General features: G+C 72.6%; 21 protein-coding genes. 7 read left to right on the forward strand and 14 right to left on the reverse strand.

Features of this window, described 5'->3' with window-relative positions; genetic code table 11:
* Positions 1 to 363 carry a VOC family protein gene (locus AB0K80_RS18410; protein ID WP_365670754.1) on the reverse strand — a complete coding sequence of 121 codons (363 nt, stop codon included), beginning with the start codon at positions 361 to 363 and terminating at the stop codon, positions 1 to 3.
* A gap of 117 nt (positions 364 to 480) precedes the next feature.
* Between AB0K80_RS18410 and AB0K80_RS18415 the strand changes: the two genes are divergently transcribed.
* A complete protein-coding gene (locus AB0K80_RS18415; protein WP_365670756.1) occupies positions 481 to 987 on the forward strand; it encodes a CGNR zinc finger domain-containing protein in 507 nt (168 codons plus the stop codon).
* A gap of 168 nt (positions 988 to 1155) precedes the next feature.
* On the opposite strand, the gene AB0K80_RS18420 is transcribed toward AB0K80_RS18415, so the two are convergent.
* Positions 1156 to 2499: a UDP-glucose/GDP-mannose dehydrogenase family protein gene (locus AB0K80_RS18420; protein ID WP_365670758.1), complete on the reverse strand. Its 1344-nt coding sequence runs from the start codon at positions 2497 to 2499 to the stop codon at positions 1156 to 1158.
* Between the two features lie 188 nt (positions 2500 to 2687).
* On the opposite strand from AB0K80_RS18420, the gene AB0K80_RS18425 reads away from it, so the two are divergent.
* The gene (locus tag AB0K80_RS18425; protein WP_365670760.1) at positions 2688 to 3845 is read left to right on the forward strand and encodes an acyl-CoA dehydrogenase; all 1158 of its coding nucleotides are present in this window, start codon (positions 2688 to 2690) and stop codon (positions 3843 to 3845) included.
* 143 nt (positions 3846 to 3988) lie between these two features.
* The gene (locus AB0K80_RS18430) at positions 3989 to 4354 is read left to right on the forward strand and encodes a four-helix bundle copper-binding protein (RefSeq protein ID WP_365670762.1); all 366 of its coding nucleotides are present in this window, start codon (positions 3989 to 3991) and stop codon (positions 4352 to 4354) included.
* A gap of 54 nt (positions 4355 to 4408) precedes the next feature.
* Here AB0K80_RS18430 and AB0K80_RS18435 read toward each other — a convergent pair whose 3' ends face one another.
* Positions 4409 to 5695 (reverse strand): LCP family protein, encoded by a 1287-nt coding sequence (locus AB0K80_RS18435; RefSeq protein ID WP_365670764.1) that lies wholly within the window; start codon positions 5693 to 5695, stop codon positions 4409 to 4411.
* 118 nt (positions 5696 to 5813) lie between these two features.
* Between AB0K80_RS18435 and AB0K80_RS18440 the strand changes: the two genes are divergently transcribed.
* On the forward strand, positions 5814 to 6371 hold the full coding sequence (locus AB0K80_RS18440) for an acyl-CoA thioesterase (RefSeq protein WP_365670766.1): 558 nt from the start codon (positions 5814 to 5816) through the stop codon (positions 6369 to 6371).
* Positions 6372 to 6397: 26 nt separating this feature from the next.
* On the opposite strand, the gene AB0K80_RS18445 is transcribed toward AB0K80_RS18440, so the two are convergent.
* Complete coding sequence (locus tag AB0K80_RS18445; protein ID WP_365670768.1) at positions 6398 to 7882, reverse strand: LCP family protein; 1485 nt, start codon at positions 7880 to 7882, stop codon at positions 6398 to 6400.
* Between the two features lie 129 nt (positions 7883 to 8011).
* On the opposite strand from AB0K80_RS18445, the gene AB0K80_RS18450 reads away from it, so the two are divergent.
* On the forward strand, positions 8012 to 9061 hold the full coding sequence (locus AB0K80_RS18450; RefSeq protein WP_365670770.1) for a glycosyltransferase family 2 protein: 1050 nt from the start codon (positions 8012 to 8014) through the stop codon (positions 9059 to 9061).
* 24 nt (positions 9062 to 9085) lie between these two features.
* On the opposite strand, the gene AB0K80_RS18455 is transcribed toward AB0K80_RS18450, so the two are convergent.
* The 6 genes from AB0K80_RS18455 to AB0K80_RS18480 form a co-directional block, all read right to left on the reverse strand.
* Positions 9086 to 10717, reverse strand: a complete 1632-nt coding sequence (locus tag AB0K80_RS18455; protein WP_365670850.1) for an LCP family protein — start codon at positions 10715 to 10717, stop codon at positions 9086 to 9088.
* 108 nt (positions 10718 to 10825) lie between these two features.
* Positions 10826 to 12526, reverse strand: coding sequence for an LCP family protein (locus AB0K80_RS18460; RefSeq protein WP_365670772.1), 1701 nt, complete (start codon positions 12524 to 12526; stop codon positions 10826 to 10828).
* A gap of 123 nt (positions 12527 to 12649) precedes the next feature.
* Positions 12650 to 14344 carry an LCP family protein gene (locus AB0K80_RS18465; protein ID WP_365670774.1) on the reverse strand — a complete coding sequence of 565 codons (1695 nt, stop codon included), beginning with the start codon at positions 14342 to 14344 and terminating at the stop codon, positions 12650 to 12652.
* Positions 14345 to 14451: 107 nt separating this feature from the next.
* The gene (locus tag AB0K80_RS18470) at positions 14452 to 16191 is read right to left on the reverse strand and encodes an LCP family protein (protein WP_365670776.1); all 1740 of its coding nucleotides are present in this window, start codon (positions 16189 to 16191) and stop codon (positions 14452 to 14454) included.
* Between the two features lie 237 nt (positions 16192 to 16428).
* A complete protein-coding gene (locus AB0K80_RS18475; protein WP_365670779.1) occupies positions 16429 to 17727 on the reverse strand; it encodes an LCP family protein in 1299 nt (432 codons plus the stop codon).
* Positions 17728 to 18309: 582 nt separating this feature from the next.
* Positions 18310 to 19065, reverse strand: a complete 756-nt coding sequence (locus AB0K80_RS18480; protein ID WP_365670781.1) for a TIGR03089 family protein — start codon at positions 19063 to 19065, stop codon at positions 18310 to 18312.
* Between the two features lie 151 nt (positions 19066 to 19216).
* Between AB0K80_RS18480 and AB0K80_RS18485 the strand changes: the two genes are divergently transcribed.
* Both AB0K80_RS18485 and AB0K80_RS18490 read left to right on the forward strand, forming a co-directional pair.
* Positions 19217 to 20692 (forward strand): peptidoglycan recognition protein, encoded by a 1476-nt coding sequence (locus tag AB0K80_RS18485; protein WP_365670782.1) that lies wholly within the window; start codon positions 19217 to 19219, stop codon positions 20690 to 20692.
* 166 nt (positions 20693 to 20858) lie between these two features.
* Positions 20859 to 21941 (forward strand): NDP-sugar synthase, encoded by a 1083-nt coding sequence (locus AB0K80_RS18490; protein WP_365670784.1) that lies wholly within the window; start codon positions 20859 to 20861, stop codon positions 21939 to 21941.
* A 463-nt stretch (positions 21942 to 22404) separates the two neighbouring features.
* Here the strand turns inward: AB0K80_RS18490 and AB0K80_RS18495 are convergent, their stop codons facing one another.
* From AB0K80_RS18495 to AB0K80_RS18510, 4 genes are all read right to left on the reverse strand, one after another.
* Positions 22405 to 23415 (reverse strand): DNA-3-methyladenine glycosylase 2 family protein, encoded by a 1011-nt coding sequence (locus AB0K80_RS18495; RefSeq protein WP_365670786.1) that lies wholly within the window; start codon positions 23413 to 23415, stop codon positions 22405 to 22407.
* 137 nt (positions 23416 to 23552) lie between these two features.
* Positions 23553 to 24863, reverse strand: coding sequence for a coenzyme F420-0:L-glutamate ligase (locus tag AB0K80_RS18500; protein ID WP_365670788.1), 1311 nt, complete (start codon positions 24861 to 24863; stop codon positions 23553 to 23555).
* Entirely contained in the window at positions 24860 to 25819 is a 960-nt protein-coding gene (gene cofD / locus AB0K80_RS18505) for a 2-phospho-L-lactate transferase (RefSeq protein WP_365670790.1), read from the reverse strand. The genes AB0K80_RS18500 and cofD overlap by 4 nt, the downstream gene beginning before the upstream one ends.
* A gap of 67 nt (positions 25820 to 25886) precedes the next feature.
* Positions 25887 to 26396: a cysteine dioxygenase family protein gene (locus AB0K80_RS18510; RefSeq protein WP_365670792.1), complete on the reverse strand. Its 510-nt coding sequence runs from the start codon at positions 26394 to 26396 to the stop codon at positions 25887 to 25889.
* Positions 26397 to 26749: the final 353 nt, after the last annotated feature.

Here is a 26749-nt window from a genome sequence, read left to right on the forward strand (position 1 = left end):
TCAGCAGGCGCAGAGGCAGAACGGGTGCCCGGCCGGGTCCGCGTAAACCCGGAAGGTGCGGGATCGGTCGTCGGCGTCCAGCGGCTTCGCACCCAGCGCCAGCACGCCCCGCTCGGCCGCGTCCAGGTCCTCGACGGTCAGGTCCAGGTGGAACTGCTGCGAGTTGCGGTCGGCCCGCGGCCACTCCGGCGGGGTGTGCCCCTCCGCCCGCTGGAAGGCCAGGGCGGGACCGCCCGGCACCTTCAGGTCCACCCAGTCGCCCTCGCCCTCGACGGTTCCGCCGAGCACCTCGGCGTAGAAACCGGCCAGCGCGCGGGGGTCGGGACAGTCCAGGACGACGACACCCAGTTCGGCGAGAGCCATGACTTCCTCCTCAGAGCCTTGCGTTACCCATAGAGACGGGTAATCGGTAACCGTTACCTCATACTGCCCCTCTGGCGGTAACGTCGCAAGGGGAGGAGCGGGAGGTACCGTCCAGACATGACCGAGAGATCGCCCGCGCCCGGGGGCCTGGCCCTGGTCGAGGCCCTGGTGAACACGCTGGACATCGAGTCGGGCGCCGACTCGCTGGACACCGTCCAGGGCCGCGCGCGCTTCGGTCTCCAGGAGGACGAGGTCGAGCAGGCGCGCCGGCTGCGCGAGGCCCTGCGCGCGGCCCTGCTCGCCCACGCGGGCCACCCACCGCACCGCGAGGTCACCCCGCTCGGCGACCTCCTGGCCGGGGCCCCGCTGGTGCTGACGGTCGACCCCGGTGACGGCTCGGCCGCCCTCACCCCGGCCGCCGCCCGCCCCACCCTGCTCTCCCGCGTCGCCGCGGCCGTGGCCGACGCCCTGGTCGCGGGCACCTGGAGTCGTCTGAAGGCCTGCGAGGCCACGAACTGCCACTGGGCGTACTACGACCGCAGCCCGGCGGGCCGCGGCCGCTGGTGCTCCATGCAGGTGTGCGGAGCGCGCGCGAAGATGCGCCGCTACCGCGCGAAGGACTGAGCGGGAGGGGCCGGCGAGGTGACGACCGTCATCCCGGTCTCTTCGGCAAGCGGTTCCCGAAGGGCGGGGTCAGCGGTGACAATGGGCGTGGGTGCCGTTCCGGCCGGCTGAGCCCCGGCCGGAACGACACCCACCCAAGAGACGTAAGTGCTGCCACGCGGACGGAAATCAGGCGTTCGGCCGCCCCATCGCCCGGTACGTCCAGCCCGCCTTGCGCCACCGCTCCGGGTCCAGCGCGTTGCGCCCGTCCAGCACGATCCGGGCCGCCGCGACCTCGCCCAGGGCCTCCGGGTCCAGCTCGCGGAACTCCCGCCACTCCGTCAGGTGCAGCACGACGTCGGCCCCCCGCACCGCCTCGACCGCGGAGTCGGCGTACCCCAGGGTCGGGAAGATACGGCGGGCGTTGTCCATGCCCTTCGGGTCGTACACCGTGACCTGCCCGCCCTGCAGGTGGATCTGCCCGGCGACGTTCAGCGCGGGCGAGTCCCGCACGTCGTCCGAGTCGGGCTTGAAGGTCGCCCCCAGCACCGCCACCCGCTTGCCGAGGAACGGCCCGCCGCCCAGCGCCTGCCGGGCCAGCTCGACCATCTGGCCGCGCTGGCGCATGTTGATGGAGTCGATCTCCCGCAGGAAGGTCAGCGCCTGGTCGGCACCCAGCTCACCGGCCCGCGCCATGAACGCCCGGATGTCCTTGGGCAGGCAGCCGCCGCCGAACCCGATCCCGGCCCGCAGGAACTTCTTGCCGATCCGGTCGTCGTACCCGATGGCCTCCGCCAGCTTGGCCACGTCCCCACCGGCCGCCTCGCACACCTCCGCCATGGCGTTGATGAAGGAGATCTTCGTGGCGAGGAAGGAGTTCGCGGAGGTCTTCACCAGCTCGGCCGTCGGGAAGTCGGTCACCACGAACGGCGAGCCCTCGGCGATCGGGGTGGCGTACACCTCGCGCAGCAGCTTCTCGGCCCGCTCGCCGCGCACCCCCACCACGATCCGGTCGGGGTGCAGGGTGTCCTGCACGGCGAAGCCCTCACGCAGGAACTCCGGGTTCCACGCCAGCTCCGCGTCCGCGCCGGCCGGCGCGTGCTCGGCCAGGTAGGCGGCCAGCCGGTCCGCGGAGCCGACCGGGACGGTCGACTTGCCGACGACCAGGGCCGGACCCTTCAGATGCGGGGCCAGCGAGGCGATGGCGGAGTCGACGTACGACATGTCGCACGCGTACTCCCCGTGCCGCTGCGGGGTGTTGACGCACACGAAGTGCACGTCGCCGAACTCCCCGGCCTCGGCGAAGTCCATGGTGAACCGCAGCCGCCCGGTGGACCCCTCGATCCCGGCGACGTGCTTGCGCAGCAGCTCCTCGAGCCCCGGCTCGTACATCGGGACCTCGCCGCGGCGCAGCTTGTCGATCTTCTCCGGGACGACGTCCAGACCCAGTACCTCGAACCCCAGCTCGGCCATGGCCGCGGCGTGTGTCGCGCCGAGATAACCGGTGCCGATCACGGTGATCTTCAGGGCCATGCGTGCTCCAGAGGTCTACGGCAGGTGATGCGCGCCCGAGCATAGCCGGGGCGTGGGAGCGGGCCTCACCGGGCAACTTCCCCGCTGTCGGCAAGCTCACGTATCACCCGGGTGGGCGAGCCCATAAAATTTTGATTACTTAACGGTAGTTAGCGCCACCATCGCAGCGTTTTGGAGCGTGAGAGACCTTGGCCGGATCGGCTGACTTCGACCTGTACCGCCCGTCCGAGGAGCACGACATGCTCCGCGACGCCGTCCGCTCGATGGCCGAGGCGAAGATCGCGCCGTACGCCGCCGCGGTGGACGAGGAGGCCCGCTTCCCGCAGGAGGCCCTCGAGGCCCTCGTGGCCAACGACCTGCACGCCGTCCACGTACCCGAGGAGTACGGCGGCGCGGGCGCCGACGCGCTGGCCACCGTCATCGTCATCGAGGAGGTCGCCCGGGTCTGCGCCTCCTCCTCCCTCATCCCGGCCGTCAACAAGCTCGGCTCCCTGCCGGTGATCCTCTCCGGCTCCGAGGAGCTGAAGAAGAAGTACATGGCCCCGCTCGCCAAGGGCGAGGCGATGTTCTCCTACTGCCTCTCCGAGCCCGACGCGGGCTCGGACGCGGCCGGCATGAAGACCAAGGCGGTCCGCGACGGCGACCACTGGGTCCTCAACGGCGTCAAGCGCTGGATCACCAACGCCGGCGTCTCCGAGTACTACACGGTCATGGCGGTGACGGACCCCTCCAAGCGCTCCAAGGGCATCTCCGCCTTCGTCGTGGAGAAGTCCGACGAGGGCGTCTCCTTCGGCGCGCCGGAGAAGAAGCTCGGTATCAAGGGCTCCCCGACCCGCGAGGTCTACCTGGACAACGTGCGCATCCCGGCGGACCGCATGATCGGCGAGGAGGGCACCGGCTTCGCCACGGCGATGAAGACCCTCGACCACACCCGCATCACCATCGCCGCCCAGGCCCTCGGCATCGCCCAGGGCGCCCTCGACTACGCCAAGGGCTACGTCCAGGAGCGCAAGCAGTTCGGCAAGCCGATCGCCGACTTCCAGGGCATCCAGTTCATGCTCGCCGACATGTCCATGAAGATCTCGGCCGCGCGTGCCCTGACCTACCAGGCCGCCGCCGCCTCCGAGCGCGGCGACGCCGACCTCACCTACCTCGGCGCGGCCGCCAAGTGCTTCGCCTCGGACGTGGCGATGGAGGTCACCACGGACGCAGTCCAGCTGCTCGGCGGCTACGGCTACACCCGTGACTACCCGGTCGAGCGGATGATGCGCGACGCGAAGATCACCCAGATCTACGAGGGCACCAACCAGGTGCAGCGCATCGTCATGGCCCGCAACCTGCCGTAACCGCCCGCTTTCCGCGCGCACCGCCCCCGGCCCATCCGGCCGGGGGCGGTTCTCGTCCGTCCCGTGGCGGTTTCGGGTGAAGGGGCGTAGGACGGAAGCACCGGGGGCCGGTTCCGGCCTCCGCGTCCCCCCAGGAGGAAGCCATGACCCAGCAGCCCGCCACCACGACCGCCATGAGCACCGAGATGCAGGCCTGCGTCGACGCCTGCATGGCCTGCCACACCGTGTGCGAGGAGACCATGAGCTCCTGCCTGCAGAAGGGCGGCCAGGCCCAGATGCAGATCATGCGCGCGCTGATCGACTGTGCCGAGATGACCCGTATGTGCGCCGACATGATGATGCGGCGCTCGCCGATGTCCGCCGAGATGTGCGCGATGTGCGCCCGGGCCTGCGACATGTGCGCCGAGGCGTGTATGGCGATGCCGGACGACGCCCAGATGATGCGCTGCGCCGAGGCGTGTCGCCGCTGCGCGGAGACGTGCCGCGCGATGGCGGGCGCCACGATGTGACGACCGTCCGACCGCACCGAGGGACACCGCCGGGTGCCCCTCGGTGGGCCTGGCTCAGTTCCCCGACACCGTCACCGTCTCGTCGTTCTTCAACTGCTCCACCAGCGTCTTCACCTTCGCGGTGTCCCACTGCAGGTTGCCGTTGGGGGTGTTGCCCGAGATCGGCATGTTCATCGACTTGCCCTCGCCGCCGCTGACGCCCTTCATCGCCCAGAACATCGAGGCCAGGTCCCACAGGCCCATGTCCTTGTCGACGATCAGGGAGTCCAGGCCCGCGCCCATGGTCGGGTACAGCTTGAACGGGTTGAGGACGGTGCCCGGGGTGGCGACCTGGTTGGCGAGGGCCGAGAGGAACTTCTGCTGGTTCTTCGTACGGTCCAGGTCCGAGCCCTTGAGCGCGTACCGGGTGCGGACGAAGGCCAGGGCCTCCTCGCCGTTCAGGGTCTGCTTGCCCTTCTTGAAGTCCGCGCCGGACTTGGTGTCCTTGATGTCCTGCGGGATGTCGATCTCCACGCCGCCGACCGCGTCCACGATGTTGGCGAAACCGGCGAAGCCGATCTCCACGTAGTGGTCGATGTGCAACCCGGTGTTGGCCTCCACCGTCCGCACCAGCAGCTCCGGGCCGTCCTCCGCGTACGCCGCGTTCAGCTTCACCTGGCGGCCGGTGCCCGGGTAGAGCTTGCCGGAGTCGGAGCCCTTGTACGAGGGGATCGTCACGTTGGAGTCGCGGGGGAGCGAGATCAGCGTCGGGCCGTTGCTTCCGGTGTGCAGGATCATCATCGAGTCCGTGCGCTTGCCCTCGGCGGACCCGGTGTGCAGCTTCTTCTTCTCGTCGGCCGACATCCCGGCCCGGCTGTCGGAGCCCACGATCAGGTAGTTCGTGCCCTCGCCCGCCTCCGGCCGGTCGATGACCTTCGACAGGTCGACGTCGCGGTGCAGCTTGGAGTCGGCCCAGAAGTACGTGGCGACGGTGGTGACCACCAGCACGGTCGTGACGGTGATCGCCGTGATCTTGATCCGGCGCCGCCAGTTCGGCGCGGGCCGCGCCGCGTACGTGCCGCCGCCACCGCCGCCCCGGCCGCCGGACGAGCCGTAGACCTGGCCGGTGTTGTAGCCGCTGTCGTACCCGTCGTCGGGCGGGCCGTCGTAGCCGCGGCCGTCCACGTACGACGGCTGCTGCGGCACACCGGAACCGCCGTACGGTGCCTGCCCGGGGCGCGCCGCCGGACCGCGGCGGACCTGCCGCATCACGCGCGCGCCCTCGGGCTGTGCGCTCGCGCTGCCGCCCCCGTACCGGGTGCCGCGGTTGTCGTCGGACCATGCCTCGGGCCAATCAGTCATGGGCTCAGTGTGCCGGGCCCTGCCGTGCGGCATACAAGGGTCGTCGGAAAATCAGAGCACGGCTGTGGCGAAGCTGACACAAATCCCCCGCACACGGCCTCGGCTTAAGGTGGAGGCCATGACAGACCAGGCCACAGCCCCGGAGCAGGGAACCGCGGACCTCCCCGGGAAGCCGACCTCGGCGTCCCGCACCACCCTCAGCCACATCATGACCCACAACGACACGAACCTGCTGGGGACCGTGCACGGCGGAGTGATCATGAAGCTGGTCGACGACGCGGCGGGCGCCGTCGCCGGGCGGCACAGCGGCGGCCCCGCCGTCACCGCGTCGATGGACGAGATGGTGTTCCTCGAGCCGGTGCGGGTGGGCGACCTGGTCCATGTCAAGGCCCAGGTCAACTGGACCGGCCGGACCTCCATGGAGGTCGGCGTCCGAGTCCTCGCGGAACGCTGGAACGAGTCCGCCCCGCCCACCCACGTCGGCTCGGCCTACCTCGTCTTCGCGGCGGTGGACGCCGACGGCAGGCCGCGCCCGGTGCCGCCGGTGATCCCCGAGACCGAGCGGGACAGGCGCCGCTACCAGGAGGCCCAGATCCGCCGCACCCACCGGCTGGCCCGCCGCCGGGCGATCCTGGAACTGCGGGAGAAGCGGGCGGCGGAGGGCCACGAGGACTGACCCCGCGCGGGCGGCTCAGCCGGGCTCTACGACCCGCACCGCACCTCGTCCCCGCGCACCACCCCGAACTCGCCCTCCGACTGGTTCTCCGCCCGGACCTTGCGGACCTGCCGGTAGTCGGCCCCCACGACCACCTTCAGCGTGGCCCCCTGCCCCTTCACGGCCCGCAGTTCACTGCCGGGCAGCGCGGTCGCGAGCGACTTCGCCGACCGGTCCCAGCGCGGGTCGTAGGCGACGACCGTCCGCCGGACCGTGCGGTCCTTCGCGTTCACCGGCGCCCGCGTGGTACGGAACCCCGCCCCCGCCAGCGCCGCGTCGACCCTGCGCCCGAGCCCCGGGGTGCCCGTGCCGTTCTCCACCTGCACCCGGATCTGCTGCGGGGCGACCGGCACCAGCACCGCCGCCGCGCGCGGCCGCCGCGCCGACAGCGGCCGGTCCTCGCGCAGCGCGCGGAAGAGCCGCTCGGACCTGACGGGGTCCCACTTCAGCGTCGAGCCGACGCCCTTCACGGCGTATCCCATCCGCCCGATCGGCACGGTGGTGAACTCGGAGGAGGCAGGGGAGAAGTTCCGCATCGCCCGGCCGAGGCCCAGGAGTTCGTCGGTGCCGAAGCCCTTGTCGGCGCGGACCGAGCCCAGCACCGCCCGCGTGACGTCCCGGAACTTCAGCGGGTTCAGCAGGATCCCCGAGGAGGTGGCCCGCGCCACCAGGGCCGCCATGAAACGCTGCTGGCGCTTCATCCGCCCGAGGTCGGAGGCCCCGTCGACGTACCGGGCGCGTACGTACTGCAGCGCCTGCCCGCCCTGCAGCAGATGCCGGCCGGGCGGCAGGTCCAGGCCGGTGTGGCTGTCCTTCAGCGGGTCGGCCGTGCAGATCTCGACGCCGCCGACCACGTCCACGGTCTTCATAAAGCTGGTGAAGTCGACCTCCAGGTAGTGGTCGATCTTCACGCGGGTCATCCGCTCGACCGTGCGGATGGTCAGCTCCGGCCCGCCCTCCGCGTACGCCGCGTTGAGCTTGACGGGGTGACCGCGGTGCCGTTTGCCGGAGGTGCGGTCGGTGTGCGGGGGCGTCACGGCGTACGAGTCGCGCGGCAGGCTCACCACGCTGGCCCGTCGGCGGTCCTCCGAGATGTGCACGATCATGATGGTGTCGGTGCAGTGGCAGGGCGCCCCGCCCAGCCGGTACCTGCGCCGCTCCGCCGCGCTGATCTTCTCGCGGCCGTCGGTGCCGACCAGCAGGATGTTCGTGCCGTGCCCTGCGCGCGGGCGGTTCTTCATGTCCTTGAAGGGGTCGACCCGGGCGATGTCCGCGTCCAGGCCGGAGAGCACCGCGTGCCCGATGCCGGCGGAGGCCAGGACCACCACGGACAGCGTGGTGACCGCCCGCAGGACCCAGCGCGGCTTCCTGCGCGGTACGGCAGGGCGGCCGGGGCGGCCGGGGGGGCCGGACGGCCGGGGGCGGCGCTGCGGGGCGGGCTGGGGCCGGGGGGACCGGGGCGGTGTGGGCAACGGGACTCCTCCGGACGACGGCCGTACGTGGGATCCGCGAGCACCGTAGGCCCCTGCGCCGTGTGGTCCGGGTCACCGCCCCCGGCGGCGCGCAACGGTGTCCCCCGTTCGCGGTAACGTGAGCCTCCTATGAACGCCAATCCCGACGTGCAGCTGCCCGCCGTGTCTGTGATCATGCCCGTCCTCAACGAGGAGCGGCATCTGCGCGGAGCAGTCCAAGCGATCCTCGCGCAGGAGTACGCCGGCGAGCTGGAGGTCGTGATCGCCCTGGGTCCGTCCACGGACCGTACGGACGAGATCGCCGCCGAGCTCGTGGCCGAAGACCCGCGGGTGCACACCGTGCCCAACCCGAGCGGCCGCACGCCGGCCGCGCTGAACGCCGCCATCAAGGCGTCCCGGCATCCGGTCGTGGTCCGCGTCGACGGACACGGCATGCTCTCGCCGAACTACATCGCCACCGCCGTACGGCTCCTGGAGGAGACCGGCGCGCAGAACGTCGGCGGCATCATGCACGCCGAGGGCGAGAACGACTGGGAGCGAGCCGTCGCGGCCGCGATGACCTCGCGGATCGGGGTCGGCAACGCCTCCTTCCACACGGGCGGCGAGGCCGGGCCCGCCGAGACCGTGTACCTCGGGGTGTTCCGGCGCGAGGCGCTGGAGCAGCAGGGCGGCTACAACGAGGAGTTCATCCGCGCCCAGGACTGGGAGCTGAACTACCGGATCAGGGAGGCCGGGGGCCTCATCTGGTTCTCGCCCGAGCTGAAGGTGTCCTACCGGCCCCGGCCGAGCGTGCGGGCGCTGGCCAAGCAGTACAAGGACTACGGCCGTTGGCGGCACGTGGTCGCCCGTTACCACGAGGGCTCCATCAACCTGCGCTACCTCGCCCCGCCGACCGCGGTGGCCGCGATCGCGGCCGGGATCGTGGTGGGGGCCGCGCTGACCCCGCTGGGCTTCGTCGTGCCCGGCGGTTACCTCGCGGCGATCGTGCTGGGATCCGTTCCTGCGGGCCGGGGGCTGCCGCTCAAGGCGCGGCTGCAGATCCCCGTCGCACTGGCCACCATGCACATGTCGTGGGGCTGGGGCTTCCTGACCAGCCCGCGGTCGCTGGCCCGCAGGGTGAAGGCGAGCCGCCGGCCCGCCGTCCACGCGGACGCCGCCACGGGCGGATCGGCGGCCTGAGCCGGGCCCCCGGCCGGGGGCCCGTCAGGACCAGGTGAACGCCGGGTTCACGTGCATGCAGGCCTTGTCGTCCGCGCCGTTGAGCGCCTGGGCCGACTCGGGAGTCGTGTCGTCGTCCTTCGCGGCCTTGTACGTGCTGCCCTCACGCCAGTCGGCACCCACGACGAGGGTGACGCCGGAGACCTCGGTGGAGCGCCGCACCGCACTCGGGGGAAGACCGAGGGCCTCGGCGACCCGCCGCGCGTCGCCCTCCAGGTCGGCGCTCGGGTAGCGGACCACCGTCCGGTCCTCGCTGAGCGACCCGGCGGGGCCGGCGTACGCCCGGGTGAAGCCCTTGTCCGCCAGCAGCCCGGCCACGGTGCTCGCACGGCCCCGGGCCGCGGGACGGGTGCCGGTGCGGGTGCCGTTGCGGACCTGCACCGCGATCTCGCCGTCGGCGGCCGCCGGGTCGGCGGACACCTGCTGCCCGGCCGTCTGCCCGGCCGTGGCGTCGTTCTTTCCCTCGTCCGTGCCCGCGCCCTTGCCGTCCAGGGCGATGTCCTCGCGCACCAGCCGGAACAGCTTCTCGGCGTCCTCGGTCGGCTCGACCCGCGCGCCCACGTACCGGTTCGGCATCGTGGTCATGGTGATCCGCTCCGGCTTCACCTCGCGCAGCTCGCTGCTCAGGTCGTACAGCTTCTTGACGGTGTCCAGGCCCGGGTCGACGGTGAGGGCCTCGGTGGCCCGCTCGGCGAGCCTGCGCAGCTTGTTCGGGCTGCTGAGGGTGGCGTTCTCGCGCAGCCGGCGCACCAGCGCGTTCATGTACATGTGCTGGGCCTTGGCGCGGGCCAGGTCGCTGCCGTCCTCGAAGCCGTAGCGGGTGCGCAGCCACTGCAGGGCCTGCTCGCCCTTGACCGGGTGGGTGCCCTTGCGCAGCTTCAGGCCCGAGCCGTGGCCCTGGCTGTCGCGGGAGTGGATGTTGGCGTCCACGCACACCGGGACGCCGCCGACGGCGTCCGCCATGGACACCACCCCGGCGAAGTCGACCATGACGAAGTGGTCGATGCGGATGCCGGTCAGCTTCTCCCAGGTGGCCACCGTGCAGCCCGGCCCGCCGTGTCCGAGGCTCTGGTTGGCCATCACCCGGCCGTTGCTCGCCGGGTACACCTTCCCGTCGTCCGGGTCGGTGCACTTCGGTATGTGCACCAGCGTGTCCCGGGGCATGCTGATGACCGACAGGTTGGTCCGGTCCGCGGACAGGTGCACCAGCATCTGGACGTCCGCGAGCGGGGTCGAGCCGAACGTCTCCCGGGCGCCGCCGAGTTTCTGGTTCTCCTTGGTGTCCCGGGCGTCGGAGCCGATGAGCAGGATGTTCAGCGGGGTCTGGCCGGCCGCGTTCGGCGTCGGCTCGGCGACCTTGCTGTCGCCGAGGTTGAGGGTGTCCTTCTTGATGTTGGCGTTCAGGTGCCGGTAGTAGAGGTAGCCGGCCCCGGCCGTGCCGATGACCAGGGTCGCGAGCAGGGCCGCCGACCACTGCAGCGCCCGGTGGCGGCGCCGCGGACGCGGGCCGCCGTGCGGGTCGCCGACCAGGGCGTCGCCGCCGCCGGCCGGAGCGTCGCCGCCGTCGGCCGGGGCCGTCTCCCGCCGGGTGTCCCGGGCCGTCTGGTCGGCCTCCACCGTGTTCTGCGTCACTTCCCCCGCCCTCCCTGCTCCTCGCGCCCACGAACAAGGCCCGTCATGCGTCCTGTTAGACGCACGACGGGCCCGTCAGTTGCCCTGGGAACGTCAACTCGCGCAGGTGAGCTTGTCGGCCGTGGACTTCTCCACCTCGACAGCCGCGGCGGGAGCGGTCAGCGAGACGCCCGCGCCCCGGAAGTCCTGGCCCAGCGTCAGCGTCATCGCGGGCTGCCCCTGGGCGTCGGCCACGCTCTCACCCGGCTTCAGCGCCGCGCCGGACAGACCCATCAGGCCGGCGAGGGCACGGGCCTGGCCGGCCTGGCCGGGGGCGTACTCCAGCGTGGTCCTGCTCAGGCGCCGCGGTGCGTTGCCGGCGTTCGCGGCCTGGGTCACGCCCTTGTCGGTGCGCAGCCACCGGAGTGTCTCCTGGGCGCTGCCGGCGGGGGCGCCGCCGTTGAGGATCCGGACCCGCACCTCGGAGGCCGGGGCCCTGGCGCCCTCCAGACGGGCGGCCCGGGCGTCCCTGGGGTCCTCGGCGGCCTGGCGCTGCCGCGCGCGCACCTCGGTGAAGGAGACGTCGTCGCGGATCGCGTCGAAGACCTGCGGGGCCCTGGACTCGTCGAGGACGACGGTGGCCTTCACGGTCTCGGCGGGGTTGTCCCGCACCGGGACCGTGGTGAAGCTGAGGTTCTTCGTCGGAACCTTCTTCAGCTCCAGCGCCATGTCCTTGAGCGTGCCGACCTTGCCGAGGGGCTTGTCCACGGTCAGCGCCTCGGTCGCGGCCTCGGCCAGCTTCAGCAGCTTGGCGGGGCTGGTGAGCGTGTCGCCGGAGGACATCTTGCGCATGAGCGAGCCCAGGAACTGCTGCTGCACCTTGATGCGGTCCAGGTCGCCCTGGTTGCCGAAGCTGTGCCGGGTGCGGACGAACGCCAGGGCCTGCTCGCCCTCGACCGTCGACTCCCCCTCGGGCAGCCGGAGTTTGGACTGCTTGTCGTGCACGGCGTGCGCCACGCACACCGGGACGCCGCCCACCGCCGTGGTCAGCGTCTTGACAGCGTTGAAGTCGGCCATCATGAAGTGGTCGACGGGGATGCCGGTGACCTGCTCGACCGTGCGCATGGTGCAGCCCGGGTCCCGGCCGCCCTCCCCGAGACTGCGGTTGAAGCGGACACCCCGCAGGCCCGGGACGACTCTCTGCGAGCCGTCCGCCTGCCGGGTCGGGCAGTCGGGGATGTCCACGATCAGATCGCGGGGGATGCTCAGCGCCGTCGCGTTGGAACGGTCCCGGGCGACGTGCAGCAGGATCGTGGTGTCCGCGTGCCCGGAGCTGCCCTGGTCGCCGTAGCCCTCGTTGCCCTCGCCGGTGCGCTTGTCGGTGCCGATGACCAGGATGCTGAAGGCCTCGTCCGTGCTGAAGTCCGACTTGCCGGCGTCACCCACGTCGGTCGTGCTGACGTTGCCCTCCAGGTGCTTCAGGTACAGGTACCCGGCCGTGCCGGTGGTGACCAGGACGAACGCCATCGTGCCGCCGGTCCACAGCAGCACCTTCCTGGCCCTCGGCCTGCGCGGGCCCGCTGCTCGCCGGCCCCGCCCGGGCTGCGGCCGGTGCCCGCGCCGCGGTGCCACCGCCCGTGCGGCGGGCGTACGGCCGCGTACGGCCGCGTCCGTCCCGCCGCGCGCGTCCTCGCCGCGCGGGCCGGGTAACCCGGGCGGCGTCAGGCGCGGCTCGTGGCCGCCGGTGCGGGGATCGCGTACCCACTGGTCTGCGGGGTCCATGTCGTCCGCCCGCCCACGGCCGTGTGCGTCCACAGTGTCCGGTTCCTCCGTCGGGCCAGGCAGCTCAGCGGTCACTCACACTATCCGCCCGGTGCGGCCGGAGTGACGCGTGTGCTCATATCGCCCTGTGCTCAGGGGAGTTCGGAGGCCGGTTGGCTACCAGCGGTAGGGCGCGTAGACGTTCATGCACTGGCCGCTGTCCGACCCGTTCACCGCGTCGGCGCTCTGCGGGATGTCCCCGGCCCTGGGCGCCGGCTGCTTCGGGTAGGCCGTGCCCGCACGCCAGTCGGCGCCGACGACGAGCGTGACGCCGGAGACGTCGGTGGAACGCCGCACCGAGCCGGCCGGGATGCCCAGGGCCTCGGCGACCCGCCGGGCGTCGCCCGCCAGTTCGGTGCTCGGGTACAGGACGGTGGTCCGCTCCTGCGACAGGGCCGCGGAGGTGTCCGCCGCGGCCTTGGCGAAGCCCTTCTGGGCGAGCAGCCGGGCCAGCGCCCCGGCGCGGCCGGTGACCGGGCCGAGCGTGGCGGTCCGGGTGGCGTTGCGCACCAGGACACCGATCTCGGCGTCCGGCGCGGCGGGGTCCTCGGAGGCCGCCTCTTTCCCGTCCGCCTGCTTCTTGGCCCCCGGCGCCTTGCCCTTGGCGCTCGTCTTGGCGCTCCCCTTGCGGTCGAAGGGGACGTCGTCGCGGAGCATCGCCCACACCCTGTCGGCGTCCTGCGACTTGGGCAGCAGATGGTTGTGGTCCTCGGGGTCCTCGATCCACGGCATCGTGGTCATGGTGATGCGGTCGGTGGGAACCGACTTCAGCTGCATGCCCAGGTCGTACAGCTCCTTCACCGAGCCGATCTCCTCGGACACCTTCAGGGACTTGGTGGCCGCCTCGGCCAGGTCCATCAGGCGCCCGGTGTCGGTGAAGACGTTCTGCTGCTTCAGGGTGCGGATCATCGCGTTCATGTACAGGTGCTGCGCCTTGGCCCGCAGCGGGTCACTGCCCCAGGCGTGCCGGGTGCGCAGCCACTGCAGCGCCCGCTCGCCGCGCACCTTGTGCGTGCCGGCGGTGAGCTTCAGGCCGGAGCCGCCGCGCTGGCCGGGCAACGGACGGTCCCACACGTTCTGGTTGACACAGACGGGGACACCGCCGACGGCGTCCGCCATGCTCACCACCCCGGCGAAGTCGACCATCATCCAGTGGTCGATGTAGACGCCGGTCAGGTTCTGCCAGGTGGCCAGGGTGCAGCCCGGACCGCCGCGCTGCAGCGACTCGTTGATGAGCGTGTTCTTCGCCGGGTACGTCTCACCGCTGTCGGGGTCCTTGCACTCGGGTATGTCGACCCGGGTGTCCCGCGGGATGCTCACCATCGCCGCGCTCCTGCGGTCCGCGGAGAGGTGGATCAGCATCTGCACGTCCGCCAGCGGCTTGCTGCCGACGTTGTCCCTGCTGCCGCCGAGCTTGAGGTTCTCCGCCGAGTTACGGCTGTCGGAGCCGATCAGCAGGATGTTCAGGGGGGTCTGCCCGGCCGCGTTCGGCTCGGCCCTGCGCACCGTGGAGTCGCCGCTGCTGCGCTGGCCCTTCTCCAGGTTGCCGTTGAGGTGCCGGTAGTACAGGTAACCGGCCCCGGCCGTGCCGAGCACCAGCACCGCCAGCCCTGTCGCCGACCAGCGCAGCACCCGCCGGCCCCGGCCGGGGCGTGGCCTGCCGCGCCGGGCTCTCGCGCCGCCGGTTCTGCCGGCGCCGTCCCCGCCCGGCCCGGCGCCCTCGCCGTCCCGTGCCCTCCGGCCGCCCGGGCCCGGCTGCCGCGGTACGGCACCTGGCCGCGTCCCCTCGCCGTGCACGCTGTTGCGCGTCATCGTGCTGCCTCCCCACCCCTGTGCCGCATCCGGCCCCCCTGCGACCGGTGTACGGGCGTCGCACGGGCTTTCGTACGCCTTGTAGGACGTACGAAAAGCCCGTCAGGTCACTTGGCGCACTCGACCTTGTCCGCCGTGGACTTCTGCACGTCCGCCGGCGCCTTCGACGGAGCGGTCAGCGGCACCCCCGCGCCCGCGAAGTCCTTGCCCAGGGTCAGCGTCATCGCGGGCAGCCCCTGGGAGTTGGTCACGCTCTCGCCCGGCTTCAGCGCCGAGGCGGACAGGCCCATGATGTCGGCGAGCCGGCGCGCCTGGTCGGCCTGGTCGGGCGCGTACTCGAGGGTGGTCCGGCTCAGCTGGCGCGGCGCGTTGCCGGCGTTCTCGGACTTGGTGACGCCCTCGTCGTTCTGGAGCCAGGTCAGGGTCTCCTGGGCGCTGCCGGCGACCGCCCCGCCGTTGAGGATCCGCACCCGCACCTCGGCAGGGTCCGCCTTCGGGCCCTTCAGGCGGGCCGCGACGGCGTCCTTGTCCTTCTTCCGCTTCTTCTTGACCTCGGTGAACGAGACGTCGTCCTGGATCATCCGGAACACCTGCGGCGCCTTGGACTTGTCCAGGACGACGGTCGCCTTGACCTTCTCCGTGGGGTTGTCGATGACCGGCGTCGTCACGAACGACAGGTTCTTGGTGTTGAGCTTGCCCAGCTCCAGGCCGAGGTCCTTGAGCTTGTCGATGCTGTCCAGGTTGGAGTCGACGGTCAGCGCCTTGGTGCCCGCCTCGGCCAGCTTGATCATCTTCGACGGGCTGGTGAGCGTGTCGTTCGACTTCAGCTTGCGCATCAGCGCGCTGAGGAACTGCTGTTGCAGCCCGATCCGGCTCAGGTCGCCGCCGAAGCCCACGGAGTGCCGGGTGCGCACGAACGCCAGCGCCTGCTCGCCCTCGATGGTGTGCGTGCCCTTGGACAGCTTCAGGTGCGAGTCCGGGTCGTCGATGTCCTTGGCCAGGCACACCTCGACACCGCCGACCGCCGAGGTCAGCGTCTTGACCGCGTTGAAGTCGGCGACCATGAAGTTGTCGGGCTTGACCCCGGTCAGCTCGGTGACGGTCCGCATGGTGCAGCTCGGCGTACGGCCGTCCTGGCCGAGGCTGGTGTTGAAGCGGACCCCCTGCGAACCGGGGATGACCTTCGTGGAGCCGTCCTCCTGCCTCGTCTGGCAGTCGGGGATGTCGACGATCAGGTCGCGGGGGATGCTCAGCGCGGTCGCGTTCGAACGGTCCTTGGAGACGTGCAGCAGGATCGTGGTGTCGGCGTGGCCGGGGCTGCCCTTGTCGCCGTACTTGTCGTTGCCCTTGCCGGTGCGCTTGTCGGTGCCGATCAGCAGGATGTTGATCGCCTTGTCCTTGCTGAAGCCGCCGGTGGAGGCGCCGTCGTCGGAGACGGACGTGATGTTGTCGTTGAGGTGCTGGATGTAGAGGTACGCGGCTCCCGCGGCAGCGACCAGGACGAACGCCATCGTGCCGCCCGTCCACAGCAGGATCTTCTTGCCCTTGGCCTTCTTCGCCGGGCGCCGTCCGCGCCGCCCGGGCGGCGGTTCGGCCGGGGCTCCGCGGCGCCTGCGCGCGGGCGGGACGTCACGGCCGGGCGTCTCGGGCCGCTCCCGGCCGGGGGCCTCCGTACGGCTGCGCACCGCGGCACCCGCACCCGGGGAGGCCGGCCTGCGCGGTCCGGGCACCGCCGACTGCGGTGCGGAAGGGGCCAGTCGCAGTTCGTATTCGCCGGTGTTCGGATTGAGTACCCACTGGTCTGCGGGGTCGATGTGCTCCGCCCGCCCACGGCCTTGCGCGTCCACGGTTGTCCGAATCCTCCGTCGGGGCCACGCGGCGCCTTCCCCTCCAAGGCGCTCGGGTCTCGGTCTGCAGTGCGCGACCTCAGGACGGACCACAGGACCTCAGGGCCGGACGCACCGGATCGCTCACACTAACCGCCCAGTTCAGTGTCGGGCGACGCCGGTGACACATTCCACGTCCCTACACCTGGGCAATTCGCCCATTTCCTCGGACAAAAGTTCTCCGCGTTGGCAATCGCTTTACCCGCAGCCGCCTTGGGCGGCGGTGTTCCCGCGGAACGTGGGCGCGGGGGAAACAGCGGAGGCCGGTTCGCCGGGGCGCTCGCCACCAGCCTTTCCGTCGGCCTTTCCGTCACCGTCCGTGCCGGTTCCGTCCATCTCCGTAGAGGAATCCGGAGGCGAATCCCCGTACGACCCTTCGTACGCATCCCCGCTTTCCCGGCTTTGTACGGCCGAACCCCCGGCCGTGTTCCGCGCGACCACCACCGGCAGGTCCGCGCGCAGCCGCTCGAACAGTTTCTCCGCCTCGGGTTCCACGAGTTGGTCGCGATTGGCGTCGTAGATGTACGACTCCCGGGGAACGGTCAGGAACTGCACCTGTTCGGTGGGGATCTCGCGCAGGCCGCGCACGAGGGCGTACAAACCGCGCAGACTCGCCAGACCCGGGTCGGTGGTGAGGGACGACGTGGCCGCGTCCAGCACGGGATACAGCTTCACCGGATTCAGCAGCACGTCGTTGCCGCGCACCTTGGTGACGAGCGCGCCGAGGAACCTCTGCTGACGCTCCATCCGGGCGGTGTCGCTGCCGTTGCCGAGCGACTTGCGGGCCCGGACGTAGCCGAGGGCCTGCTCGCCGTCGAGGGTCACCCGCCCCGCGGGCAGCTTCAGGTGGGCCGCCGGGTCGTCGACCGGCTCCTTCAGGCACACCTCCACGCCGTCCACCGCGTCGACCATCTTCTTGAACCCGCGGAAGTCGACCACGACGTGATGGTCGACCCGGATGCCGGTGAGTTTCTCGACCGTGCGGATCGTGCAGGCCGAACCACCCACCTGGAAGGCGTGGTTGAACATCGCGAAGGCGGGCTCCGAGCGGCTGCCGTCGGGCCGCCGGCAGCCGGGCACGTCGACCATCAGGTCCCGGGGGATCGACACGGCGGTGGCGCTGCGCCGGCCCGCGGACAGATGCAGCAGGATCGTGGTGTCGGACCGTTCGGTGCCCGAGTCCCGGCCGTAGCGGCGGTTGTCCTTGCCGGAGCGCGAGTCCGAGCCGATCAGCAGGATGTTCCGGGCGTCCTTCACCAGGGCGGTGGGCCGCTCCTTCTCGAACCGCGCGAGCTCGGCCGCGGCCGCCTGGTCCGCCGTGATGTTCCCGCTCAGCTTGGCGTACACCGCCCACCCGGCCCCGACGGCCCCGGCCACCCCGACGGCCAGCACGGCCGCGGCCCCCCGCGTCCAGCGCCGCCGACGCCGCCTGACCAGCCCCCGCCCGGTGGCGGAGGCCCCCGCTTCGGGGCCGGGCCTGCTCGCCGTGTCGCCCATGACCGGGTCCACCCCTCCCTGGCGTACGAGCGTGCGGGTCGCGTCCTGCTGCTCCTACGACCATGGCCCGGGCGGGCGGCGGGGGGTGGGTGGTGGTACGCCGAACGGGGGAGGGGCGGGCTCGGCGGCGGTCGGCGGCGGCTGGATGGCCGGAGGTGGTCGGCGGGGGCCGGAGGTGGCCGGTCGTGGGCGACTCGGAGTCCGTTACGGGCGGCTGGGGTCGTTACGGCCGACAGGAGTCCGTTGCGGCCGATAGGAGTCCGTTACGGCCGACTGGAGTCGTCACGGTCGACAGGAGCCGGTTACGGCCGGTCGGAGTCGTGTCGGCCGGCGAGCGCCGGTTACGGGCGGCCGGCTCGGGGCGGTCGGCCGGAGCGAGGTCACGGCCGACCGGAGCCGGGGCACGGCCGGCGAGAGCCGGTTAGGTCGGCCGGCTCCGCACGGCCGGCCAGAGCGAGGTCACGGCCGGTCCGAGCGGGCCCACGGCCGGCCCGAGCGGGGTCACGGCCGCCCGGAGCGGGGTCACTGCCCGCTGGAGTCGTTACGGCCGACCGGAGCCGGGTCGCGGCCGACCGGAGACGTTCACCGGGCGAGGGCGGTGACCCGCTCGCTCTCCACCCGCTTGTCCAGCGCCTCGGGCGCCAGCCGCTCCAGGTGCCGGCACAGCACCACGGAACCTCCCGTGGCCAGCGGCGCGTACAGCCCCGCGTTCAGCCCCTCCCAGGTGTCGTACGGCAACCCGGACAGGATCCGCGAGCCCGGCCCCGTGAGCCCCAGCCCGGGCGCCTCCGCCCGGGCCCGCTCGACCACCTCGGCCCCGCTGAACTCCCGCCCGGCCACGATCAGCGCCGGCTCCTCCGGGTCGACCGGCGCGTACGGCACGAACCGGTCGCCCTGCCCCGGCACCTCCACGGCGTAGTCCGCGAACCCCTCCGGGGTCTGCGGGAACCGCCCCCCGAGCGGCCGCAGCGCCAGAGCCACCCGCGGGCCGGAACAGGCCCGCGCCGCCTCCAGTGTGTCCGGTCCGCTCACCACCAGGTCGGCCGCCCCCGGCTGCCCGCCGACGTCGGCGACCACACCCACCGACGCACAGGCCAGCAGCCACACCGCCGTCTGCCAGTGCGCGGGCAGCAGCAGCGCGACCCGGTCCCCGGGTTCGGCGGAGAGTTCGTCCTGGAGCAGGTTCGCGGTCTTGGCCACCCAATTGGCGAAGGTGGCCACCGACAGTTCGACGCGTTCGCCCGTGGCGTCGTCGTAGAAGGTCACCAGGGGGCGTCCCGGGTCCGCGGCGAGCGCGGAACTCAGCAGGTCGGCAGGGGTGCGATCGGTGGCGTTCACCCGTGCAAGCGTACGCGGGGCGGCCGTGCGGCACCGCGTGACCGGGCCACCGGTTCGCCGTGCGCGGGCCACCGGTTCGGGCGAACGCGTTCCGACGTCCCGTCAATTCCCCGATGGACAGATATACATAGGTATGTCCAAGATCAGGGGCATGCGTGGATTCCTTGCTTCCTCAATCGGTGTCACCTGCGCGGCCACCCTCGCCCTTCCGCTGACCCCGCCCGCGGTCGCGTCGACGACCGCCAGACCGGCGCCGACCGCGGAAGCGGCCACGACGGCGGGCCCGGCCGCGGCAGGACCGGCGGGACCGGCGGCAGGTCCGGCGGTGCAGCGGGCGGCTGCCCCCCGGTCCGCCGCCGAACCGTCCGTCCCCGGCGCCACCCAGTCCCTCCCCCTTCAGCCCCTCACCCGCAAACGCACCACCGGCGTCCCCGCCGAACAGGGCCTGCCCCGCCGGGGCGTACGGCACTTCTCCCTCGTCGGCGTCGTCTGGGACGACCCCGACACCGAACTGCACGGCGTGGTCCAGGTCCGTACCCGTGCCGCCGGCACCGGCACCTGGTCCGGCTGGCAGGACGTCGAGACGCACAACGCCGACCACGGGGCCGACGCGGGCACCCCCGAGCGCACCTCTGGCCGGGTACGGGGCGCCACGGCACCGCTGTGGGTGGGCGACTCGGACGGCGTGGAGGTCCGTGTCCGCGCGCAACCCGGGCGCGAGGACCGGGTCGGCACGCCCAGCGCCGCCGGGCCGCTCCCCGCAGGCCTGCGGCTGGAACTCGTCGACCCGGGCACCGGCCCCGACGACAGCCTCCAGCCCGCCGGCTTCAAGGCCGCCGGAACCGACACCGGTTACGGTGCCGGCGCCGACTCCGACACCGACGAGCTGGGCGCGGAGGCGGCCGTCGCCTCCGCCGCCAACGCCGCACTCGCCCCCCTCGGCGCCACCGAGGTCCCGCCGCTCGACCGCGCGGCCGCCGAGCGGGAACTGCCGCCCCTGACCGCGCAGCGGGCGAAGCCGTACATCGGCCCGCGCCCGAGCATCGTCACGCGACGGGGCTGGGGAGCGGACGAGTCGCTGCGCGAGAAGACGTTCGTCTACACGAAGAAGGTGAAGGCGGCCTTCGTGCACCACACGGCCTCCGGCAACAACTACCGCTGTTCGCAGGCCCCTTCACTCATCCGCAGTATCTACCGCTACCACGTCAAGAGCATGGGCTGGCGGGACATCGGCTACAACTTCGTCATCGACAAGTGCGGCAGGATCTACGAGGGCCGCGCCGGGGGCGTGGCGAAGCCGGTCCTCGGCGCGCACACCCTCGGCTTCAACTCCAACAGCATGGGCATCGCCGTGATCGGCTCGTACGGCTCGAAGAAGCCGTCCTCCGCCGCCGTGAAGGCCATCGCCCGGCTCACGGCCTGGAAGCTCGGGCTGTACGGGATGAATCCCAAGGGCAAGACATACCTGAAGTCCGGCGGTGGCAACCTCTACCGAAAAGGCAAGAAGGTACGGCTGAACGTGATCTCCGGTCACCGGGACGGGTTCGCCACGGAGTGCCCAGGGGGGAAGCTCTACGGCAAGCTCGGCTCGGTCCGTGAGAAGGCGGCCCGTTACCAGGGCCGCTGAGCGGGAGCCCCGCGAGCGACGACGACCTGCCGGGGACCGCGTTCACCGCCATCGGGGGGCAGGGGCGGGACACCGCACGGCCGACGAAGGCGCCAGGGAACGGTCTGCATACACTGGCCGGTCGAAAGACAGTTCGGCCGGTCCCGGCAGGAAGCAGAGACGACAGGTGACAGAAGCGATCCTCCTGGTCGGCGGCAAGGGCACGCGGCTGCGCCCGCTCACGGTGCACACGCCGAAGCCGATGGTCCCGGCGGCCGGAGTGCCCTTCCTCACACACCAGCTGGCCCGGGCGAGAGCGGCCGGCGTCGAGCACATCGTGCTGGCCACGTCCTATCTGGCCGAGGTCTTCGAACCGTACTTCGGTGACGGGTCGTCACTCGGGCTCCACCTGGAGTACGTGACGGAGGAGGAGCCCCTCGGCACGGGCGGCGCGATCCGCAACGTGGCGTCCCGGCTGCACTCGGGCCCCGACGACCCGGTCCTCGTCTTCAACGGCGACATCCTCACCGGCCTGGACATCCGGGCCCTGGTCCGCACCCACGAGACGACGGGCGCGGACGTCTCCCTGCACCTGACCAAGGTGACCGACCCGCGCGCCTACGGGCTGGTCCCCACGGACGAGACGGGCCGCGTCCTGGCGTTCCTGGAGAAGCCGCAGACCCCCGAGGAGATCGTCACCGACCAGATCAACGCGGGGGCGTACGTCTTCCGCCGCTCGGTCATCGACACGATCCCGGCGGGGCGGCCCGTGTCGGTGGAACGGGAGACCTTCCCCGGCCTGCTGTCGGCCGGAGCCCATCTCCAGGGCATGGTCGACTCCACGTACTGGCTGGACCTCGGCACCCCGGCGGCGTTCGTCCGCGGCTCGGCGGACCTGGTCCTGGGCCGCGCCCCGTCCCCCGCAGTGCCCGGCCGCTGCGGCGACCGGCTGATCCTGCCCACGGCCAGGGTCGCCCCCGACGCGAAGCTGGCCGGCGGAACGGTGGTCGGCGAAGGCGCGTTGGTGGCGGAGGGCGCCCGCGTCTACGGCAGCACGATCCTGCCGGGAGCGGTGATCGAGCCCGGCGCGGTGATCACCGACTCCCTCATCGGCACCCGCGCCCGCGTCGGCGAACGCTCCGTCCTCACGGGCACGGTCATAGGCGACGGCGCGGTCGTAGGCCCCGACAACGAACTCCGCGAGGGCGTCCGCGTGTGGTGCGACGCCCGGATCCCAGCGGGCGCGGTCCGCTTCTCATCGGACCAGTAACAGGGCACCGCCCGCCTGGGCGCGGTCGTCCTTGCGATGCGGTGGGCGTCCGCCCCGCTGGGTCGGCAGTGGTGAGCGCAGCGACACCGCGTCGCGCCGGAGGACGCAGCGGCGGTTGTCATGGATGGCCCGGCTAGGGGCGGCCGACGTGCCGCCCGCCTGTGCGCGGCCGTCCCCTGCCATGCGGCGGGCGCCCGTCCCACCGAGGCCGCCCCGCTGGCTGGCGGGGGTGGGCGCAAGCCGCACCCCGTCGCGCAGGGGGACGCAGCGGCGGTTGTAGTGAATGGCCCGGCTACGGGCCGCCCAGCTGCGGGCAGTCGTGCCGCTGGGGCGGCACGGGTGGGCGCAGCGGTACCCCGCCGCGCCGGGGTGCGCGACGCCCCGCGCCCGGCCCGGCGCCGCTCGGCCGGTCAGCGCCGGGCACAGCCACCCCGCCTCGCCCGGCCCACGCCCACCAGGCCCCTCACAACCGCCCGATATCCCCCCGCGGCATCCGAGGCGCCCGCCGCGGCGGCACCCGGCCGCTCAGCAGGATCAGCCGAGCCGCCCGGTGCCGCTGCCCGGCATACGGCTCCAGCAGCTCCAGCATCACCGAGTCGTCCGCGTCCCGGTCCCCGGCCAGCGCCCACCCCACGATCCCCGGCAGATGCAGATCCCCCACCGTCACCGCGTCCGCCGCGCCATGACTGCGCTGCACCGTCTCCGCCGACGTCCACGGCCCGATCCCCGGCACCACCTCCAACCGGGCCTGCGCGTCAGCCGGAGCCATCCCCACCGCCTGCTCCAGCCGCGCGGCGACCCGTACGGCCCGCAGGATCGTCGACGCCCGCTTGTTGTCCACCCCGGCCCGGTGCCACTCCCACGACGGGATCAACGCCCACGTCCGCGGCTCCGGCATCACGTACATCCGCTCCGGCGCCGGCCCCGGCGCGGGCTCCCCGAACGCCCGCACCAGCAACCGCCACGCCCGGTACGCCTCGTCCGTCGTGACCTTCTGCTCGAGGATCGACGGGATCAACGACTCCAGCACCAGCCCGGTCCGGGTCAGCCGCAACCCCGGCCGGCGGTGCCGGGCCACAGCGACCAGCCGATGCCGGGGCACGAACACGGACGGATCGTCGGCGGCCCCGAGCAGCTCCGGCAACCCCTCCAGCAGCCACTCGGCCCCCGGCCCCCACGCCTCACCGCGCACCTGCCCGCCGGACACCGACACCCGCAGCGTCCCGGGCCCGCACGGCGTACGGCTGGCCCGCCACACGGACCCGTCCGGCATCGCCCGGAACGTCGGATCCCCGGGCCCCCGCCGCAACGGCCCGAGCACCAGCCCGAGATCCAGCGGCCCGTCCGGCACCCAGGTCCGCACCCGCCCGGGGGCCCGGCGCGGTGTGCCGGTTCCCTGGCGCGGCGCGGGCACGGAAACCTGCCCGCCGCGCACGGTCGTACGGGTGGGCCGGGGAGCGAAGCGTCCTGCCATGAATGACGTCCCGGGAGAGAGGAGAGGGGCCCTACGAGGGTAGGCGCCGACCGTCCTTGGTCACCGCACGCACCGCACGTACCGCTTCAGCGCACGTACCGCTTCACCGCACGCACCGCTTCACCGCCCCACCCCACCTACCGCACCTCGATGAACGCCCCCGCGTCCCGCTCCGGCCGCGGCCGGGGTTCCTCCGCCGGGTGGCCGACCGCCACCGCCCCCATGGGATCCCAGTCCGCCGGCAGCCCCAGCACCTCGCGCACCACGTCCCGGCAGAACATCGTCGAGGACACCCAGGCCGAGCCGAGCCGCTCCCCGGCCAGCGCGACCAGGAAGTTCTGCACGCCGGCGCCCGCGGCGACCACGAACATCTCCCGCTCGGCCGCGTCCCGCCGCGCGTCCCCGTACGTGTGCGAGCCGTCCATGACCAGGCACGGCACCACCAGGTACGGCGCGTTGCGCAGCACGTCCCCCCGGCGGATCCGCTTGGCGATGGACTCCTCGCTCCTGCCGTCCCGGCGCAGGTCGGCGATCCACGCGTCCCGCATGGCGTCCAGCAGCCGGGTGCGCGACTGCTCGGACTCCAGCAGCACGAACCGCCACGGGGTGGTGTGGTGCGGCGCCGGTGCCGTCACGGCTGCGGCGACCGCACGCCGTACGGCCCCCGGGTCGACGGGCTCGTCCGTGAAGGACCGGACCGTACGGCGCTGGGTCACCGCCAGCCGTATCGCCTCGGACGTGCCGAGCCGGAACAGGTCGTCGCGCGCCCCGCGCACCATGGCCCGGGCGCCCTCCCCGTCGTCCTCGGCCACCACGTGCGCCAGCCCGCGCACCACGGCGACGGGCCGCCCGGCCGCCTTGCCCTTGACCAGGTCGCCGGCCGGGGCCAGCTCGTCCGCCGTGGCCACGACCGTGGCGCTGAGCGGGTTGCCGTACGCGTCCGTGCCGCCGCGCAGGTCGTCCAGGACCCGGATGCCGGCCGCGCCGATCGCCACGTCGGTGAGCCCCGCGCGCCAGGGCCGCCCGAAGGTGTCGGTGACGAGCACGCCGACGCTGACCCCGAGCGCCTCGCGCAGGCCGTCGCGGAGGGCCCGGGCGGAGGCGTCCGGGTCCTCGGGCAGCAGCAGGACGGTCCCGGACGGGGTGTTGGACGCGTCGACGCCCGCCGCCGCCATCACCAGCCCCTGCCGGTTCTCCACGATGCGCAGGGTGCCGCGCCGGGCGACCACCCGTACGGTCTCCGCGTCGATCGCGGCCTCCCGGTCGGCGGCCCGCACGATCCGGCCCTCCGCCTTGGAGACGATCTTCGAGGTGACGAGCAGCACGTCACCGTCCGCGAGGGCGGGCTCGGCGGCGGCGATCAGCTTGGCCAGGTCGTCGCCGGGCCGGACCTCGGGCAGGCCGGGCACGGCCCAGACCCGGTAGCCGTCGGCGAGCGGTGCGCTCACGCCCCCCGCACCTCCTCCGCCAGCGCCAGGGCCTCCCGCGCCATCCGCGCGGCCGCCTCGACGTCGGTCATCATCAGCGGCACGGCCTTGCAGCGGATGCCCGCGGCCTCGACCCGGGGCACCGAGGCCGCGTCGACCGTGTCGACGAGCCAGCCGTCCAGCAGGCCCGAGCCGTAGTGCTCGGCGACCGCCGCGGCCGTGGACTGGACGCCGACCGCCGCCAGCACCTTGTCGGCCATCCCGCGCACGGGCGCGTCCCCGACGATGGGGGAGAGGCCGACGACCGGCACCCCGGCGTCGGCGATGGCCTCACGGATGCCGGGCACGGCGAGGATCGTGCCGATGGAGACGACCGGGTTGGACGGCGGGAAGAGGATCACGTCCGCCTCGGCGATCGCCTCCAGCACCCCGGGCGCCGGCTTGGCCTGCTCCGCGCCGACCGGTACGACCGCCTCGGCGGGCACCGAGGCGCGCAGCCGCACCCAGTACTCCTGGAAGTGGACCGCCTTGCGCTCCCCGTCGGTCTCCACGGCGACGTGGGTCTCGACGCGGTCGTCGGTCATGGGGATGAGCCGCACGCCCGGCTTCCAGCGGTCGCACAGCGCCTGCGTCACCGCGCTGAGCGGATACCCGGCGCCGATCATCTGCGTCCGCACGATGTGGGTGGCGAAGTCCCGGTCGCCGAGCCCGAACCACTCGGGCCCCACGCCGTACGCCGCGAGCTCCTCCTTGAGGTGGAAGGTCTCGTCGGCCCGCCCCCAGCCCTGCTCCTCGTTGATGCCGCCGCCGAGCGTGTACATCACCGTGTCGAGGTCCGGGCAGACCTTCAGCCCGAAGAGGTGGATGTCGTCCCCGGTGTTGCCGATGACCGTGATGTCCGCGTCCGGCACGGCCCGCTTCAGACCACGCAGGAACCGGGCACCACCGATGCCGCCTGCCAGAACCACAATGCGCATGGCCCAAGTCTCGCAGGCGGGTACGACAACGCGTCGGCCAGTCGCCGCACCCGCGGGGGTCAGGCGGTCAGGTGGTCACGGCACGCGGCTCGGTGCGGCCCTCGCAGTGCGGGGCAGCCGTGTGCATCGGCATCTCGGTCAGGCCGGGGAAGTACACGTGCAGGCTGACCGCCGGCTCCAGCGCGTCGTTGACGACCTCGTGGACATAGCCGGGGGCGAACACCCGCTGGGAGCCCGGCCCCAGCACGCGCGTGCCGCGCTGTGTGCGCTCGGTCAGCGTGCCGTCCAGGACGGTCAGCACCCCGGAGGAGCGGCCGTGGTCGTGCAGCCCGCTGCCCTGCCCGGGCACCCAGGACAGCAGCCACACCTCGTACCCCGGGCCGGTGCGCAGCCGGTGGTACCAGCGGGTGGTCGCGTCGTACCGCACCAGGTGCTCCCACTGCGCGCGGTCGGCGGCCAGGGAGCGGGCCAGGCCCGCGAACTCGGCCACGGTCACCGGGTGCTCGCGCGGTGCCTGGAGCAGGTGCGGTACTTCGAGGAGGTCGCCGGCGATCTGGAGGTCGCTGTCGCTGTTCATGGAGTGCGGTGGTTCCTTGGCGAGGAGAGAAAGCGGTGGGGGGTGGGGCGTCGCCGGTGCCCGGGTCGCGGACGGCGACGAGGGGTTGCCCTGGTGGGAGCGAAGGAATCAGCGGCCGCGTCGCGTGTGACACGGCGGCAGCCGGAGCGCGGTGGGCTCAACAGCTGGAACAGCAACAGCTACAGCGAGCACGGGCAGCACCGTGGGACCCGGCGGAGCGGGTCGGGGTGAGTGCCGAGTTCGCGAGCATGCCCACAAGGACACCGGTTCACACCTTCACTGTCAACTTCGTGCCCGGTATGTGGGATGTGTTTCACCTCATCCGGTTCACCTGAAAGGTGAAAGGTTTGCGC

Origin of the sequence: Streptomyces sp. NPDC052682 (assembly GCF_040678435.1) — a bacterium.
Classification (GTDB): Bacteria; Actinomycetota; Actinomycetes; order Streptomycetales; family Streptomycetaceae; genus Streptomyces.

Excerpts from the sequence above, each read along its gene's own strand:
- AB0K80_RS18410 (WP_365670754.1), bottom strand. The coding sequence starts at position 363 with ATGGCTCTCGCCGAACTGGGTGTCGTCGTCCTGGACTGTCCCGACCCC.
- AB0K80_RS18415 (WP_365670756.1), top strand. The coding sequence starts at position 481 with ATGACCGAGAGATCGCCCGCGCCCGGGGGCCTGGCCCTGGTCGAGGCC.
- AB0K80_RS18420 (WP_365670758.1), bottom strand. The coding sequence starts at position 2,499 with ATGGCCCTGAAGATCACCGTGATCGGCACCGGTTATCTCGGCGCGACA.
- AB0K80_RS18430 (WP_365670762.1), top strand. The coding sequence starts at position 3,989 with ATGACCCAGCAGCCCGCCACCACGACCGCCATGAGCACCGAGATGCAG.
- AB0K80_RS18435 (WP_365670764.1), bottom strand. The coding sequence starts at position 5,695 with ATGACTGATTGGCCCGAGGCATGGTCCGACGACAACCGCGGCACCCGG.
- AB0K80_RS18440 (WP_365670766.1), top strand. The coding sequence starts at position 5,814 with ATGACAGACCAGGCCACAGCCCCGGAGCAGGGAACCGCGGACCTCCCC.
- AB0K80_RS18450 (WP_365670770.1), top strand. The coding sequence starts at position 8,012 with ATGAACGCCAATCCCGACGTGCAGCTGCCCGCCGTGTCTGTGATCATG.
- AB0K80_RS18465 (WP_365670774.1), bottom strand. The coding sequence starts at position 14,344 with ATGACGCGCAACAGCGTGCACGGCGAGGGGACGCGGCCAGGTGCCGTA.
- AB0K80_RS18475 (WP_365670779.1), bottom strand. The coding sequence starts at position 17,727 with ATGGGCGACACGGCGAGCAGGCCCGGCCCCGAAGCGGGGGCCTCCGCC.
- AB0K80_RS18485 (WP_365670782.1), top strand. The coding sequence starts at position 19,217 with ATGCGTGGATTCCTTGCTTCCTCAATCGGTGTCACCTGCGCGGCCACC.
- AB0K80_RS18495 (WP_365670786.1), bottom strand. The coding sequence starts at position 23,415 with ATGGCAGGACGCTTCGCTCCCCGGCCCACCCGTACGACCGTGCGCGGC.
- cofD (WP_365670790.1), bottom strand. The coding sequence starts at position 25,819 with ATGCGCATTGTGGTTCTGGCAGGCGGCATCGGTGGTGCCCGGTTCCTG.
- AB0K80_RS18510 (WP_365670792.1), bottom strand. The coding sequence starts at position 26,396 with ATGAACAGCGACAGCGACCTCCAGATCGCCGGCGACCTCCTCGAAGTA.